The following is a 15,902-nucleotide window of genomic DNA, read 5'->3' on the forward strand; positions in this document are numbered from 1 at the left end:
CACAAAGTTGCCAATGTCTCATTATGAGATATTTCACCTTTCTTGTCGCAAGGGGATAAATTAGATGAATACAAAAATTATTATCTTTTTAGCTTTAGAAAAGTTATTAAAGAGCAAGCCATTTGAGAAAATCACTGTCATTGAAATTGCCCAAGCAGCTCATATTTCCCGAGCCACCTTCTACCGTCACTTTGAGGACAAATTTGATCTGGCCAATTGGTACTACCGGCAAAAGGCTGAAGAGGTCTTCCAAGATACTAGTCAAGATTCCCCCTGGTACATTTTCTATGGCCTATCCCTATTCATGGGCCAAGAAGATGCTACCTTTATGCAGGTCATGTTAAATGAACGCGGACAAAACTCTTTCTTTGATTTCGTCTCTGATATCTTTTATGACTACTGGCTGGACCGCTATCAAAAAAATGTTCAACGTTCCAGTACTGTAAAAGAACGCTTTGCTTTAGCCATTTGGTCTCGGGGCGGAGCCAGCGTCTGGCAATACCGCTTAAATACACAAAAGCGCCTGGAAGCCAAAGAAATGGCTGACTTGTTTGAATTCTCCATGCCAGATTTTCTCAAAGCAAGCGAAAAAACAAGCAGCGATTAATAGTAAAAAATCGCTGCTTGTGCCTTTTTAATTAGTCTGAATCTCCGTTAACAAAGCATAATAAACTTGGCAGGCCTGGTTGCCCTCATCATAAATCAGGTCAAAGGCCTGGTAGCGGTAAAGTCCTTGAAGAATTTGCTGGTAAAAAAGCGGATGTCTCGAGATTAACTGGTAGACTTCTGCTTCATCAAGTGGCTGGGCCAGGTCATTCAAACGGAGCGCTAGTTCAGTTACTACTCGTCCATCTGGCTCTTGGTAGCTATAAATCAAGGATTGGTCACTCAAGGCCCGGATTAAAAAGCTATGCTTGTGGTCTAGGGCCTTTAAATTGGCGAGACCGTAGTGATCACGTTCCCTGTTGACTAAGTCTAAAAACACTTTATCGCTCATGACACTCTCGCTTTCCTTAGGCTGCTTAGCTGATCTTGTTGGTTTTTCCCCATCGTCCGGCTGACTACCTTGCTGCCTATTCTGCCGGGCTTGGACTCCTTGGTCGAGTAAACGCACCTGGGGCTCGGGAGCCGGCTCTTGGTCTGAACTAGCCTTTTCATCATTACTTTTTGAATCTTCAACTTTTTCTTGGTCAGTTCTGCCCTTGCCCGGCCATAAGTTCTTCAAGATCGTTCCCGTATTTAGACGGTCCTCATATTCTAAATCATTCTCATCAATTAATTGCATGACATCTTTCTTAGCCGCCTGAGCCAATTGGGACAGGGTGTCGCCCCACTGGCTGACATAAACCTTAAGTCCGTAACGCTGTTGGCGCTTCATTTCTTTTTGAATGTCAGCCACCGTCTTTTCTTTAAAAGGCTCTTTTAACATGGCTTCCATGGCTCGGTCTTGAACCTTGGCTACCTTTTCTGTATGGCTTTTCTTATTGCCAACTTTTTTATTGCCTTTACTAGTCTTTTTCTTATCTGCTGGGGTCATAATAATAAGGCCTCCTTGATTAGCTGATGTCGACCTTATTATATAAGAAATTTACTTTTTTCACTGGAAAAAGCCTTATCAGCTACTATTGACCCAGAATTTGGGCTGAATAAACCAGGATATAGTCGCCATCCTTCACAAATTCTAGACCAATAGCTTGTGAATTGAATCCAGGATCAATCATATTTTCATAGTGACCTGGACTAGCCTTCCAATTATCGAATAAATCCTGGGCAATGGCTTGGGGACTCGTTCCAGGCTTGGCATAACTTTGTTGAATATTTTCGCCAACATAGTTTCCAGCACCCTCAAATCCGCTAGCAGTATTAAAGGCTTGGCCATTGGGACGGGTATGGGAAAAGACATCAATAATTTCCTTAGTCCGGATATCGGAAGCCGCTTGATAAGCATTACCATAAGAGAGACTAGTTAAGCCCAAACTTTGCCGTTCAGCATTAACTAAATCATGAAAATGAGCTACTACTTCCTCTTCTACGCTTACTCCTTGGTTAACTTCTGGCTGACTTGTCGAAGTCTGGTCAGCGACTGGTTGATTGTCGCTAGGCTTTTCAGAAGTAAACTGGTCGGTTTGACTTTGACTAGATGGGCCTTGCTTTTGGTCAGTCTTTGCGTCTTTTTGAGGGTTCTCGGGTCGCTGATTAGCTTGTGGTTGTGGGTGATTCTGGTCTTTTTTATCCTGGCCCTTATGGTTATCGTCATCCCAGTCTTCATCAAAGTGGTCATCTAGGTCGTCATCATGACCTTGTCCATCATCATCTAGATCGTCATTGTCATCATGGTCATCATCAAAATGATCATCATCGTCGTTGTCGTAATCATCATCATAGTCATGTTCATAGTCTAAAACCGCTGCATTTAAGCCGTCGATCAAGTATTCATACTCAATAGCGCCATGTTCAAATTCAACTTCATAGACTAAGCGCTCATTTTCTTCATCCACTTCAATTTCTAAGTCTTGAATTTGATCCTCTGCTAAACCGCTATGAGCTAGGGAAGCTTCCAGAGCAGCAGATCCATCGGTCGCTCGGGCTTGGTAATTTTCCTGGTTAACTTCTTCATAGTCATCATCATCAACTTCTACTTGGTATTGGGGACTTACCGCATTACTTTCCTGATAAGCAGCGGGAGTTGGAGTTGCATTCTGACTTGGCGAAAGATAGTAAATATCATCATAGTCATCGTCCCAGTCATCATCATAATCATCGTAGTCGAAGTCATCATCGTCATAGTCATCAAAGTCATCGTAATCATCATAATCGTCATAATCATAGTCTTCATAAATATCATCATAGTCATCATATTCATCGGCCTTAACTGGGTCACTCAGGCCAAAAACCCCTAGACCTACCGCACTTAATCCTAATAATAATTTCTTGTTAAATTCCATTCTAATACTTCCTTTCTCACTTCCGTATTTTTGAAATAGTGATTAGCTGATTTTCATTCCTTTGCAGCTATCACTACTTAATACAAGGCTGGAGAAATCTTTAGGGCCCTTTTTTGATTTATTTTTTAAAAAAGGCCTTTTATTTTGAAAAGTCGCCTCCCCTAGGGGTTAAAGCATACTTTTCCCAGCGTTTTTGCTATAGTTAAAATGAATTTATTTTTTCATAAAGGAATTTTTAGGTTATATAGTCAATTTTTAATAAAATAGGCCCTAAAATCCATAATCGCTTTGTATTATCTAGTAGAGCAGCCCTCCTTAGATGAGTGGCTAATAAGGAGAGAAAAATTATGGTGGATAAAGACCAGCGGGATGCCCTAATCAAGGAGCATTTCGGTTTTATTATTAATACTGTTTCGGAAGTGACCGGACGCTACGTGGAAGTGGGTAATGACGATGCCTTCTCCGTAGCCCTCTTAGCCTTTGATGAGGCCATTGACCGCTATGATGAAGACCGCGGTCACTTCCTCGCCTTTTGCAAATTAGTGATAAAAAGTCGGGTGTTAACCCATTTAAAGCAAGAAAACCAGCAAGAAGCAGATGAGTCACTAAATGATCTTCATGAACAAGGCTTTGACCCTAAGGATGATCGAGCGCAAAGTAATTTTGATATGAAGGCAGAAATCGAATCTTGGAAGGAAGATTTGGCAGACTTTTCCATCACTCTGGAGAAATTAGCCGACGAAGCCCCTAAACATCAAGACACCAGAGAACGGGCCATTAATATTTCTGAAGCCTCTAGTAAGAAAAGGGCCATTACTGACCACCTCTTTACTAAGAAGCGACTCCCCATTCGTAAAATGAGCCGCTTGTTCTCGGTAACTGAAAAAATAATTAAGGGAAGTAAGACCTTTATTATTTCGGTCATTATTATTTTCTTTAAAGAATACCAGCAGCTAATTGCCTGGATTAGGGGGTGAAGATATGTACCAAGAAGTCGTTATTATCGAAGTGAAGGATGATTATAGTCTAGCCATGACCCGGACTGGTCAGGTCATCCGTATCAAAAATAAGGGCGTCATGCATGTAGGAGCAACCATTTATGTGACCCAGGAAGACCTCTTCCAGTCAGCAGCTACAGATAAGGTCGTCCCCATGCGTTCAAAAAGAAAAGTGTCGCCAAAGCCCTGGTGGAAGGCTTTGGCTTTAGCGGCAATGGCCCTTCTCCTAATTGGGACAGGAACTTGGGCTAGCCAATGGTTGCAACGAGAAAATGCCCTAGCTATCGGTCAAAATCCAAGTGTCCAAGTCACTACTAATCGTGACCAACAAGTCACCGGAGTCTATGACGCCAATGCCCAGCCTCATTCAGACAGTGAGCTCAAGGGCAAAGAGCTGGGGGAAGTCCTCGATGACCTACTAGAAAGTATCAAGTATCCTGAAAATGAAAATATCTTAATCGCCATGACTAAAACAGACGAAGAAAGTATGCGCAAAATTGAAGCAGCCATTAGCAAATACTTCCAAGATAGTGGCTATTCCGGCGACCTAATTTTCTTAAGAGGTGAAGCGAGTGAATTTAGCGCTGCTAAGGAAGCCGGCAGGTCCTATACCTCTTACTTAGTAGACCAATACCAGCTTGACATTTGGAAGAAGGACCAAAATGATGACTTATCTGACCAGGAAAAAGCTAGCCGTCTGAGTGGCCACGGCAGTTTCCGTTCGATAGAAAATCAAGAACAGGACGAGAAGGAAGATGAGGAGGAAAAGAAAGAGAAAAATCAGGAATCTTCCAATGACTCAAAAGCACAAAATCAGCAAAACAATCAGCAAGATCGAAGTGCGCCAGCCGGAAGCCAACCCCAAACCGCGCCAGAAAACTCCACACCTAGTCAAGCGCCCAGCCGTCCTGCACCCCAGCCAAGTCAACCTGTACCAGCTCAACCCGCTCCGCAGCCAAGTCAACCCCAAAGTCCACCAGTTCGCTATTATCCAAGTGATGATGACGATGATTGGGATGATGATTAAGCCGGTCTAACTGATATTAACCATAAAGCAAAACAAAGCCCTTACCGTTAGGAAGATTTTCCTAGCCGTAAGGGCTTTATTAATTTGCTAATTCATCTTTTCGTTTAAGGCTTGAATAATTTCGACTCCAGCACTGGTCCCAATGCGGTCAGCGCCTGCCTCAACCATGGCTAAGAAGTCTTCAGCCGTCCGGATCCCGCCGGCTGCTTTGACCTTGACTTGGTCACCAACAATTTCTTTCATCAAACGGACTTCAGCCAGCTTGGCTCCTGAGGGGCCAAATCCGGTTGAGGTCTTAATAAAATCAATCTTTACTTCTCTAGCAATTTGAGCCAAATGCCTAATCTCATCAGCAGTCAAATAACAATTTTCAAAAATAACCTTGGAAATCACTTCATGGTCACGACAGAGGTTTGCCATGGTCATCATTTCTGACTTAACCAGTTCCCAATCTTGATCCTTGACTGCCGTCAAATTCACCACATAGTCAATCTCATCAGCCCCCGCTTCAATAGCGATTTGGGCTTCCAAGCGCTTGGTTTCAACTGTTAGTTGACCTAAAGGAAAAGCAATGGCCGCGCCGATATGAACATCCCTATCTTTTAAATACTTACGGCAGGTCTCCACCTGGAGGGGATTAATAGCTACCATGCGAAAATGATAGTCGATAGCCTCCTGGCAGAGTTCCTGGATAGCCTGGCTAGAGGCATCAGCATGCAAATTGGTATGGTCAATCATTTGTGCGTAATCATCTAAGGTCTTCATACTTTCCTTCCTTTCAAGAATAATTCTTGACAGCTTAGTCTTCACTCATAAAGTTGAGGTTATTTTTACCCAAGGGAAAGAAGCGCCGCCCTCCAATTCGACAATGATCCAAGAGCTCTAGACTCACTTGGTCGACTTCCCCATTAGCCTCATTACGGGCAATGCGAAAGACCGTATTGGCAAAAATGTCCGCCACTTGGATCATATCCCGGTCTTTAGAGTCCTGGTATTCCACCTGAACATCCGCTAACCGTCTCTTTTCAATGGTGAATTTAATCTGCAAGTATTCTTCTAAGGAATTCAATGATTGGATGGCTTGGTTGCGGTTATCAATCATCAGATAAAGTTTTTCTTGGCGGTCTTGGTGGGAATGAACAATGGCCCCTACGGCTAAACCAATAAAATAGTTAAAAGTTAAAGCGGGGATCCGCAGCAAATTATCATAAAGTTGAAAATTATCAATGACTAAATAATGGAAGGTCAGATCAGTTTCTTTAGTCAAGGCATCAAATACTGCCGCCTTCATACCATTAGGCATCATTGAACCTTTAATTTCCTGATGGATATCTAAATTGCTGTCTGGATGCTGGTCCAGGTATTCCTTCTTAGCCTGGCGAAAAACGCTACGGACCTGTTTCTGGTCCGCTGTCTCCGCAAAGGCCATGACAAAGTAACGCGAATTTTTCTTATGGTCGGTGGTAATCATCCCGGATTCGTCCACAAAAAGTTGCACAGTCTCTCCTCCTTCACTTAAACCCCAATATCTAGGTCCAGTGTAACACGGTTAGTCAATAAGCCAAAGCCAGACCAGTCTAGGCCTGACGATCAAATTGGCTATTATACAAGTTGTAATAAAAGCCGTGTTTTGCCAGTAATTCTTCGTGTCGTCCTTGTTCCACCACCTGGCCTTGGTCAAGGACTAAGATGGTATCGGCTTCTTGAATGGTTGAGAGCCGGTGGGCGACGACAAAACTAGTCCGTCCTTGCATCAGTTTATCAAAGGCCGCTTGAACGGCTTGTTCCGTTACGGTATCGATCGAACTGGTCGCTTCATCGAGAATCAACATATCAGGATCAGTCAGGAGGATCCGGGCAATACAAATCAACTGCTTTTGCCCGGTAGAAATATTGGCCCCGCCTTCTTCAAGCATGGTGTCATAGCCCTCGGGCATCTGTTCAATTAAGCGGTGCAAACTCGCCGCCTGGGCTGCATGGATAATTTCTTCTTGGCTAGCCTCTGCCTTACCATAAGCAATATTTTCAGCCACCGTCCCTTGGAATATCCAGGCATCTTGAAGAACCATCCCAAATAATTGACGGACCTGGTCCCTAGACATGTTCTGGGTATCTATGCCATCAATGAGAATCTGGCCGGCATCGGGTTCATAGAAGCGCATTAGCAAGTTGATTAGGGTAGTCTTCCCGGCTCCGGTTGGCCCCACAATGGCTACGGTATCTCCTGCTTTGACATGACAAGTAAAGTCTTCAATCAAAGGGCGATTAGGGTCGTAAGAAAAGTAAAGGTCTTGAATGGTCACTTGACCCTGGCAATGATCGAGAGTCACTTGGTTTCCTTCAGATTCGGCATCAGCTTGGTTTAAGAAGTCAAAAATTCGTTGCGCGGCCGCCAGGGCTGTTTGCATTTCGTTAATAACCGCTGAAATCTCATTAAAGGGTTGGGTGTATTGGTTGGCATAGGTAAGAAATGAGGAATAAAGCCCCACAGTTAGCTGGCCATTGACTACCGCAAAGGCGCCGTAAAGCCCTACTGCCGCATAAACCATGGCATTTAATAGCCGGGCAGTAGGATTAATCAAGGCCCCGTAAAATTGAGAAATTACCCCACTCTCATGCAAGCGCTGGTTGATAGCATCAAAACGCTCTTGGCTCCGCTCTTCATAGGTGAAACTCTTTACCAAGTATTGGTTGTTGGCCATTTCATCCATGTAGGCCCCTAACTCACCGCGCAAGGCCACTTGTTCTTGAAAATAGCGGTAGGTTCGGTTGGCAATCAAAGAAGAAACAAGCACTGAGATTGGCGTCAAAACAATAACAATCAGTCCAATTTTAGCATTAAGCGACAGCATCATAATGATAATCCCTACAATAGTCGCCAAGCCGGAAAACAGGGAAGTAAAGCTTTGTAATAGACCGTTACTGAGATAATCGACATCGTTAATGGCCCGGCTAACAATATCTCCATAAGCATGTTGGTCCAAATAAGATAAAGGCAGCGATTGAATTTTGAGGAAGACTTCCTGCCGTAATTGGTGAGAGATTCGGTAGGATAAGCGGCTGGCTAGGTCATTCTGTAGGTAAGAGGCCAAGGCTGCTGAGAGGGCTAAGAGAATGAGCAGCCCAATCGCTCGTCCTAAGGCGGAAAAATCAACCGCCCCGGCAGCAACTAATAAATTCACCGCCCGACCAATTTGAATCGGAATCAGAATTTGGAAAAGCACAGCCAGGGTTGAAGCCACTAGGATCCCCACAAAATAGCCAGGGAAGGCTTTAATATATTGGACTAAGCGTTTACTAGTTTCAACAGGCATCTAGGCTTCCCCCTTTCCGTTACTTTTTGGATATTGGCTGGCATATATTTTTTGGTAAGTAGGACAAGTCGCTAATAGCTCTTCATGACTAGCATAGCCGACTAATTCCCCGTGGTCTAAGACTAATATTTTATCGGCATGTAAGATTGAGGAAATCCGTTGGGAAACCATAATGAGGGTCTGTTCTTTTTCCAGAAGCACTTGCCGTAAGCGCCCTTCAGTCGCAAAGTCTAGGGCCGACACCGCATCATCTAAAATAATCGCCCGACTCGGTTGGGCCAGGGCCCGGGCAATAGTTAGCCTTTGCCGTTGACCTCCAGAAAAATTCATTCCGCCTTGGTCAACCGGGGTATCTAGCCCCTGAGCCTGCCTGATAAAGTCAGCCGCTTGAGCATCTTCCAAAGCCTGCCACAAGTCAGCATCCGAGATATCTGGCTGGTCCATCTTTAAGTTATCTCGCAAGCTTCCCTTGAAGAGGACTGCCTTTTGGGGAACTAGAGCAATGGCTTGGCGTAAGCCTTTTAGGGAGAGACTTTCAATGGCTTGACCGTTAATCATAATATCCCCACTTTGCTTTTGGTTGAAGGCTAAGATCAAGTTAACCAAGCTGGTTTTGCCCGCTGCAGTCCCCCCAATAATACCGATAAATTCACCCGCTTGAATGTGAAAGCTAAGGTCTTTTAAGAGGGGTCGGTCACTGTAAGAAAAATTCACCTGGTCAAAAGTGATTTCTAAAGGCTCTGTGGATTGTGCCAGGTCGGTTTGCCTGTTTGACTCTAGGTTAGATGGTTCTTCACTGGCCACTGGTAAGGCTAAAAAGTCATCAATCCGGCGGGCTGAGGCAAAGCCCCGACTTAAGACCACTAATAAGCGCACTAAAACACTCAAGGCTAAAAAGATACTGGTCATATAAGAAGTTAAAGCAATAATCTCCCCCTGCATGAGGTAAGCATTGTTCACTAAGCGGCCCCCAAAATAGAGGATCAGTCCGATAGCGATATTAACTACTGATAAAGAAATCGGTGTAGCTAGAGCTTGAACCTGGCCCACTCGAATTTGTTGATCGACTAAGTGATCATTTCCCTCCTGGAAGCGATGGATCTCTGTTTTCTGGTTAACAAAGGCGCGAATGACTCGAATCCCATTAAGATTTTCGCGAACCACCTGGCTCAAGCGGTCTAAGCCATGCTGGATGCCTTGATAACGGCGGTTTGAATTGAGAGTAATCCCTGTAAAAGCTAGGCCCAAAATAAGGCCAGCAATAATAAAAATAGGAGATAATTGGGGGCTAATCAGATAAGCCATAATAATGGACCCGATGACAATCACCGGTGAACGCGAGGCTAGCCGTAACGCTCTAGCCACTGCTTCTTGAATATTATTGGTGTCATTAGTTACCCGGGTAACTAAGGAATCCGCTCCCACTTGGTTGAGCTGATTTAGGGTCAAATGGTTAACTTGGTCAAAGAGTGCCGACCTTAACCGAGTTCCTACTGTTTGCATAGTCACTGAAGCGTACCACTGACAAACCAAGGCAAAACAATAACCTAAGAATGGCAAAAGCACTAAAAGCAAGCCCCGCTGCCAAATATAAGTCGTATTCCCTGGATTAATCCCCTTATTGATCAAATCAGCCATAACATAGGGGACCATTAGCTCCAGGACGGCTTCAATTAGCTTGGCGGAAAAAGCTAGTATCTCTTTTCCCTTATTTTCTAATATCACATCTTTAACTCGCATAGATAGACTCCTGTTTTCTTTTTCTTCTCACTATGGTACTCCAATGCAAGAAGCTGAGCAAATTTTTGTCAATAAAAAACGAGTCCGAAGACTCGTCTTTAAGATAGTGGTAAATTGCAATATCAAGTGCATATTTATTTTAAAAAATCCCAGTGTCATGCCAAATAACTAAAAAGCTGATAAAGTCAATAATTCTTGGCCCGTTTTTCTCTAGCTTAAAGTGCTTGATTATCATTTAGAGATTCAGGGTGGGGCTGTCAAGGTGGAGAGCGAAGCGGACCTTGACTGGCCCACACTGAATCTCTATGCTTTGTTAAGCACTTTAGCCTGCTTCTTTAAGCGTTTCCTGAAGTTTCGCAACTTCTAGGTTATAACAGTCGTTAGGGGTTTGATAATCTAAGACCTTTCTAAAGCGATTATTTATTGTATTCGTATAGTGTGCGAGTTCCTGGTATGTCAGCTTTTTAAAGCTTGTCCCTTTGGGCAAGAATTCTCTTAACATGCGATTATGTCTCTCATTACTGCCTTTTTCCCAAGCTGAATAGGCATGGGCGAAAAAGACTTCCAAATCCTTCAGAGCATACTCAAGCTGAGATAGTTTAGAAAATTCACTGCCGTTATCGGTCGTTAAGGTTTTAAAACACGCTTGACCCTCTTTAAGAATCACCTTTTTAACCGATTTTACAATGGAATCTGCATCCCACTTCCAAGTCTTCTTGGTGAGGAATTTTCGCGTTTTCCGTTCAACTAGAGTAATAAGACATGGCTCTCCTTTAGTCTTCTTTCCTATCACGAGGTCAAGCTCCCAGTGACCAAATTCTTCTCTTGAAAGGACGTCTGGGCATCGCTGATCAATGCTTTTTCCAAATACCTTTTTATTCGTCCCACGCGGTTCACTAGGTTGTTTTCTTGGACGAATCCTTGTTTTCATAGGAAGATCAATATTCCTCACATTTAATAAACCAAGATTGATATATTTATACATGGTTTTGGTGCAAGGAACTCTTTCTAAAGGGTGTTTTCTGCGGTAATCATGAATAAACGTATCAACACTGAAAATACGGTCTTCTTTAGGTGTCAGTAAGGCTTCCTCAAAGGCTTTAATGAAGTTAGATTTTCCATACAAAGCGCCTCTGGCTTTAGAATTTGACCGATTATCTTTATAAACACGCGAGCCAGTTTCTGCAAGATAGACATCAACGTAGGTATGATCATAGTTCATTTGACGTGTTTTTCCACGTTTTAGTTCACGAGATATGGTGCATTGATTGACGCCAACGGCGTCAGCAATCTCTTTCTGTTTATGTCCTTCTTGGTGCATTGCTTGGATAATTCCGCGTTTTTCTGCAGAAAGGTGTGTATATGATCTAGGTTTCGTGTTAGAATGTTTCATAGCCAGTGAGTGCTCCTTTACTTGGGTTTAGACGCTTTTAAGTATAGAGCATCACTGGTTTTTTGTCGTCCTTTTCTCTATGCACTTCATTTTACAATTTACCTCTTTAAGATAGTATAAATAGTTTAAATCAAATTATTAATGAGCACTTTGGCTGCGCATGTTCTTGACAGCCCGACTTCTTTCGATCATCTTGAAAATAATAATCAGAAGAAATAGGTCTACAGGAAATAGTACAGCTGTACGAATGATTCTAGCCCAGGCAAATAAACCGGACTGGTACATCATATTGAGCCATAAAGGCGTTAAGAATAATGAGATCGATACCGTGGTCATGACTTTAGCGATGAGAATTCGTTTCAAGTTATAGCCTTGACGGAAAAGAACAAAGCCATAAATCAAACCGGCTAAGACCGCATTGAAAGTAAAGCCAGGAAAGAAGAAGCCACTTGGACTCAGAACAAAACCAATCACATCACATAAACCGGCGCCAATTCCTGCATAGATAGGTCCGTAAAAAGCCCCCATAATAGCTAATGGTATAAAGGCAAAACTGATTTCTAGGGTTGGCCCTAGAACTAAACGGAATTGGTTGAGTAAGAGGTTTAAAGCCATCAATAAACCCATACCCGTAATCACCCGTGATGAGGCGACATCTAAAGGTAACCATTTTCTAAACATAATAAAAAAACCCTCCTAATATACATTGGAGAGGCCCAAAAAGGGACATTACACTCGATGGCATTTGAGCGAATGCGGATTAACATCGCGAGTAATCTCTTCGTCCAGCAGCAACATTCCGTCCACTGACACTTAACGCATTAATCCTACTCTCAGTGAATATTATAGACTTCTTCACTTGAAAGTAAAGCCCATTCTTTACAAAGTTATAAAAAGAAGGTTCAGGCTATTGTTAAATACGAACTAGCTAATCAAAATGTGTTCCAAAAGTCAGCCCTGACGTCCACTTCACAAACTATGTGCGATAGGCACCCGCCTATCTTCCATAGTTTGCTCCAGTGGTTCAGGGCTCCTTTGACTTTTGTCACACTCTCTATTTCTACTTATTTGATTTCTTTTTCTAAGAGTCTTTGGTAGGTCAGGTCAATTCCAAATGCCCCTAGGGGTGCAGTAATTAAGATGGCCAGTACCGAAACCGTTAATATAATTTCACCGGATCCTAGTCCCATCGCCAAAGGAACGCCACCGATTGCTGCCTGAACGGTTGCTTTAGGCAGGTAGGCAAGCACTGAAAATAGGCGTTCTTTTAGATTTAAATGAGTCTTGGCTAGGGATAATAAAACCCCTATTGACCGGAAGATTAAGACTAGAGCAATTAAGAGGACCGGTTTCCAACCTGCTTGAAAGGCATAGGAAATATTGACAGAAGCGCCCACTAAGACAAAGAGCAAAATCTCACCAGGGATCCATAATTTATTATAGTATTGGCCGAGATCGACCGCCTTTTCTGAATCGAGACGATTAATCATGAGTCCCATGGCCATTACCGCTAATATTCCTGAGAATGGGATAGCTGGCAGGATTTTCTCCACCGATACCAAGACAAAGGATAGGGATAAGAGTAAAATTAACTGCTTGGCAGTGCTAAAGTCGAAGCGGCCAAAGAGGCTATTTAAGCCAGTACCCAAAAGCCCACCGACTATGAGCCCTATAATAATGGAAAGCGGGATAGTCAGAAGTTGGGTAACTTGGAAACTTCCCCCTTGAGCGACAGATAAGAAGGAAGAAAAGAGAACCAAGACATAAATATCATCAGCTGACGACCCGGCTAGGATAATTTGTGGGATTTGCTTTTCAGTCCCATAGCCTTCATCAATCAGTTTTAACATTTTAGGAACCACAACCGCTGGGGAAACCGCTCCGAGTACCGCCCCCAGGACTAGGGCATCAGCCTGACTAATTCCTAAAATTTTCGGCGCCAAAAGACTGGTAGCGATCATTTCAAAAGTTGCCGGTAAAAAGCACATCAAAAGTGCGGGCCTACCCACCTTAATCAGGCCACGGATATCTAAGGACAAACCTGCCCGAGTCAGAATAATAATCAAAGCCACCTGTCTCAAATCAGCAGATAAATCTAAAATAGTGGGATCCAATAAATTTAAAGCATAGGGCCCTAGTAAGATCCCTAAAAAGAGATACCCCACTAGGCTAGGAATACGTAAAGACTGACACAGTCGTTCGACTAACAAGCCTAAAATAAAAATATAGGCAAAACTTAATAATAACATCTTTCTACTCCTTTTCTTTTCAAGCAAAAAAGCTGATGCCCTTCTGCTTTTATTTGCAGAAGTCATCAGCTCATAAGCACTTCTTATGCGCGGTTTAGGAGTAAATCCTGGGAAGACATTCATTTCCTTGATCTAAGCATAAATAATTATCATTTTTCTGTCAAGGAACTTTTCACTTTCTACTTTAATCCAAGCAAAAAACAAAAATGTATTGGGGCTTCTAGTGAAATATTTAACTTAAGCTTAACCTTTACCTCTTTCTGATGATAATTTATAAAGAAGTAAAGAATATAAGTAAGGAAAATTTATCCTCAATTAATGAAAGCGCTTTATTTTAAAATAAAAACCACTCTGCTATACTGGCCATAGGATACTAATTTATTTGTAAGGAGGATTTTATATGAAGTCAGGACGTTTTATGCGTTTAATTACCATTGCCTTGGCTTATGTCGGGGTGATTGTCGGAGCCGGATTTGCTAGTGGGCAAGAAGCCTTTCAATATTATGTTGCCTTTGGTCGTGAAGGGATTTTTGCTTTAATCTTGTCTTGCTTTTTCTTTGCCATGGGCGGCTATTTACTTTTAGTCTATGGTTTTCGTTATTCAGCTGAGGACCACCGCATTGTTTTTGACAAAATCTCTAGTCCTATCATTGCTAAATTGATTGACCTTGCTATCAATTTATCCTTATTTTTAATTGGTTTTGTGATGATTGCCGGAGCGGGGACTAACTTAAAGCTGATTTTCTCCTTGCCCACCTGGGTAGGTAGCATCTTATTGACAGTATTACTAATTTTAACCGCCTTTTTAGATACCACCAAGGTCACCCAATTAATTGGTGCCATCACGCCCTTTGTTTTAATCTTAATAATAGGGGCTTCAATCTATACCCTGATGGCTTCCCCTATCCCCTTCTCTGAAGCCTTGGACCTGGCCCAAAAAGCAGAAACCTCCCTGCCAAATTGGTGGGTATCTGCCATTAATTATACTTCACTAGGGATCATGACCTGCGTTTCCATGGCTATTGTGATTGGGGGCAACCAAGAATCTTCCTTTGAAGCAGGTCTAGGCGGCATACTCGGCGGACTCGTAACAACAATCTTACAAGCAGCGGCTTATGTTACCATTGTAGGTAATATTCAACGCCTGGATACTAATGAAATGCCCATGCTTATGGTCCTCGATGATATCCATCCCCTACTGGGCGCTGTTATGGGTGTGGTAGTCTTTGGGATGATCTTCAATACCGCTATCGGCATGTTTTATCCTTTAGCCAAACGCTTCTCCTATAACCAACCTCAGCGGGTCCCCAAGCTAATGATTCCAATGGTTCTAGTGGGACTGGGACTTTCTGCTTTCGGATTTACTCGTTTGGTCTCCTATGTTTATCCTTTTATCGGTTACTTGGGTGTTTTCGTTTTCTTGCTCCTCCTAGTTCAATTTATCCGTCACCGGGACGATATTCTTCACGGAAAAGTCGATTTAGATCAGTCTAAAGACTAAAAAAGAAAGCAACAAAGAAAAACAGTTGGCTAATTTAAAGCAGCCAACTGTTTTTTTATTAACGGCTTTCCTCCAGGACACCATCACGCATTTCAAAAACCCGGTCACAATGTTTGATTAAGCGGGTATCATGGGTAACCATAATGATGGCCTTATTTTTCTCCTTACTCTCTCTATCCAATATATTAACCACTTCAAAAGCCCTTTGACTATCTAAGGAAGCAGTCGGTTCGTCAGCCAGGATAATGGTAGGTTTAGGATAGAGAGCCCGAGCGATAGCTACCCTTTGTCGTTCTCCGCCTGACAAGTCTGCTGGATACTTATTTAATAAGTGGTCTACTCCCAATTCTTGGAAGAGGTCTTGGGCATAGGCGGCTTGACTGTGGCCTTGGATTTTATCGACTAAGCGTAATTGGTCTTTAACCGTTAAATAGGGAATTAAGTTAGAAGCTTGTAAGATAAAGCCAATTTCTTGGAAACGGCGCTTAGCTCTGTCTTTCTCCTTTAAACTGGAAAAGGCCTGGCCCTTGACCCTAACCTCACCCTGACTTGGACTTTGTAAGCCTCCACTAAGGGTTAGGAAGGTCGATTTTCCAGAACCTGAAGGGCCCACAATGGCGACAAATTCCCCATCATTCACGGAAAAATTAGTTGGTTTTAAAGCCTCAATCGTTTGATCGCCGTCTTGAAAGAATTTAGAGACATTTATTAATTCGATTGCTTTCATATGAACAC

General features: G+C 42.8%; 14 protein-coding genes and 2 riboswitches. Of the genes, 4 read left to right on the forward strand and 10 right to left on the reverse strand.

Annotated elements, in window-relative coordinates; all coding sequences use genetic code 11:
* The first annotated feature begins 64 nt into the window (after nt 1-64).
* The gene (locus tag CJ190_RS06225) at nt 65-607 is read left to right on the forward strand and encodes a TetR/AcrR family transcriptional regulator (protein ID WP_064292776.1); all 543 of its coding nucleotides are present in this window, start codon (nt 65-67) and stop codon (nt 605-607) included.
* A gap of 27 nt (nt 608-634) precedes the next feature.
* Here the strand turns inward: CJ190_RS06225 and CJ190_RS06230 are convergent, their stop codons facing one another.
* The gene (locus CJ190_RS06230; RefSeq protein ID WP_064292777.1) at nt 635-1,537 is read right to left on the reverse strand and encodes a LysM peptidoglycan-binding domain-containing protein; all 903 of its coding nucleotides are present in this window, start codon (nt 1,535-1,537) and stop codon (nt 635-637) included.
* Between the two features lie 85 nt (nt 1,538-1,622).
* Nucleotides 1,623-2,945, reverse strand: coding sequence for a CAP domain-containing protein (locus CJ190_RS06235; RefSeq protein ID WP_070597893.1), 1,323 nt, complete (start codon nt 2,943-2,945; stop codon nt 1,623-1,625).
* Nucleotides 2,946-3,292: 347 nt separating this feature from the next.
* Between CJ190_RS06235 and CJ190_RS06240 the strand changes: the two genes are divergently transcribed.
* Both CJ190_RS06240 and CJ190_RS06245 read left to right on the forward strand, forming a co-directional pair.
* The gene (locus CJ190_RS06240; protein ID WP_064292779.1) at nt 3,293-3,922 is read left to right on the forward strand and encodes a sigma factor; all 630 of its coding nucleotides are present in this window, start codon (nt 3,293-3,295) and stop codon (nt 3,920-3,922) included.
* A gap of 4 nt (nt 3,923-3,926) precedes the next feature.
* Nucleotides 3,927-4,970: an anti-sigma factor domain-containing protein gene (locus CJ190_RS06245; protein WP_070597894.1), complete on the forward strand. Its 1,044-nt coding sequence runs from the start codon at nt 3,927-3,929 to the stop codon at nt 4,968-4,970.
* Between the two features lie 87 nt (nt 4,971-5,057).
* On the opposite strand, the gene deoC is transcribed toward CJ190_RS06245, so the two are convergent.
* The 7 genes from deoC to CJ190_RS06280 all read right to left on the reverse strand — a co-directional run bounded on the left by deoC (nt 5,058) and on the right by CJ190_RS06280 (nt 13,666).
* A complete protein-coding gene (deoC, locus tag CJ190_RS06250) occupies nt 5,058-5,735 on the reverse strand; it encodes a deoxyribose-phosphate aldolase (RefSeq protein ID WP_064292781.1) in 678 nt (225 codons plus the stop codon).
* Nucleotides 5,736-5,769: 34 nt separating this feature from the next.
* The gene (locus tag CJ190_RS06255; RefSeq protein WP_064292782.1) at nt 5,770-6,468 is read right to left on the reverse strand and encodes a DUF3800 domain-containing protein; all 699 of its coding nucleotides are present in this window, start codon (nt 6,466-6,468) and stop codon (nt 5,770-5,772) included.
* A gap of 79 nt (nt 6,469-6,547) precedes the next feature.
* Nucleotides 6,548-8,284, reverse strand: coding sequence for an ABC transporter ATP-binding protein (locus tag CJ190_RS06260; RefSeq protein WP_064292783.1), 1,737 nt, complete (start codon nt 8,282-8,284; stop codon nt 6,548-6,550).
* Nucleotides 8,285-10,024 (reverse strand): ABC transporter ATP-binding protein, encoded by a 1,740-nt coding sequence (locus CJ190_RS06265; RefSeq protein WP_070597895.1) that lies wholly within the window; start codon nt 10,022-10,024, stop codon nt 8,285-8,287.
* Nucleotides 10,025-10,346: 322 nt separating this feature from the next.
* On the reverse strand, nt 10,347-11,417 hold the full coding sequence (locus CJ190_RS06270) for an IS30 family transposase (protein WP_101562109.1): 1,071 nt from the start codon (nt 11,415-11,417) through the stop codon (nt 10,347-10,349).
* A 138-nt stretch (nt 11,418-11,555) separates the two neighbouring features.
* A complete protein-coding gene (locus tag CJ190_RS06275; RefSeq protein WP_082888730.1) occupies nt 11,556-12,098 on the reverse strand; it encodes a folate family ECF transporter S component in 543 nt (180 codons plus the stop codon).
* A 64-nt stretch (nt 12,099-12,162) separates the two neighbouring features.
* Nucleotides 12,163-12,254: riboswitch (THF riboswitch) on the reverse strand.
* Nucleotides 12,255-12,481: 227 nt separating this feature from the next.
* The gene (locus CJ190_RS06280) at nt 12,482-13,666 is read right to left on the reverse strand and encodes a cation:proton antiporter (protein ID WP_064293074.1); all 1,185 of its coding nucleotides are present in this window, start codon (nt 13,664-13,666) and stop codon (nt 12,482-12,484) included.
* A 49-nt stretch (nt 13,667-13,715) separates the two neighbouring features.
* A riboswitch (Fluoride riboswitch) is annotated at nt 13,716-13,802 on the reverse strand.
* Nucleotides 13,803-14,066: 264 nt separating this feature from the next.
* Here CJ190_RS06280 and CJ190_RS06285 point away from each other — a divergent pair.
* Nucleotides 14,067-15,167 (forward strand): YkvI family membrane protein, encoded by a 1,101-nt coding sequence (locus CJ190_RS06285; RefSeq protein ID WP_064293075.1) that lies wholly within the window; start codon nt 14,067-14,069, stop codon nt 15,165-15,167.
* 58 nt (nt 15,168-15,225) lie between these two features.
* On the opposite strand, the gene CJ190_RS06290 is transcribed toward CJ190_RS06285, so the two are convergent.
* Entirely contained in the window at nt 15,226-15,894 is a 669-nt protein-coding gene (locus tag CJ190_RS06290; RefSeq protein WP_064293076.1) for an ABC transporter ATP-binding protein, read from the reverse strand.
* Between the last annotated feature and the right edge of the window lie 8 nt (nt 15,895-15,902).

The sequence above is a fragment of the Aerococcus loyolae genome, assembly GCF_002871915.2.
GTDB classification, from domain to species: Bacteria; Bacillota; Bacilli; order Lactobacillales; family Aerococcaceae; genus Aerococcus; species Aerococcus loyolae.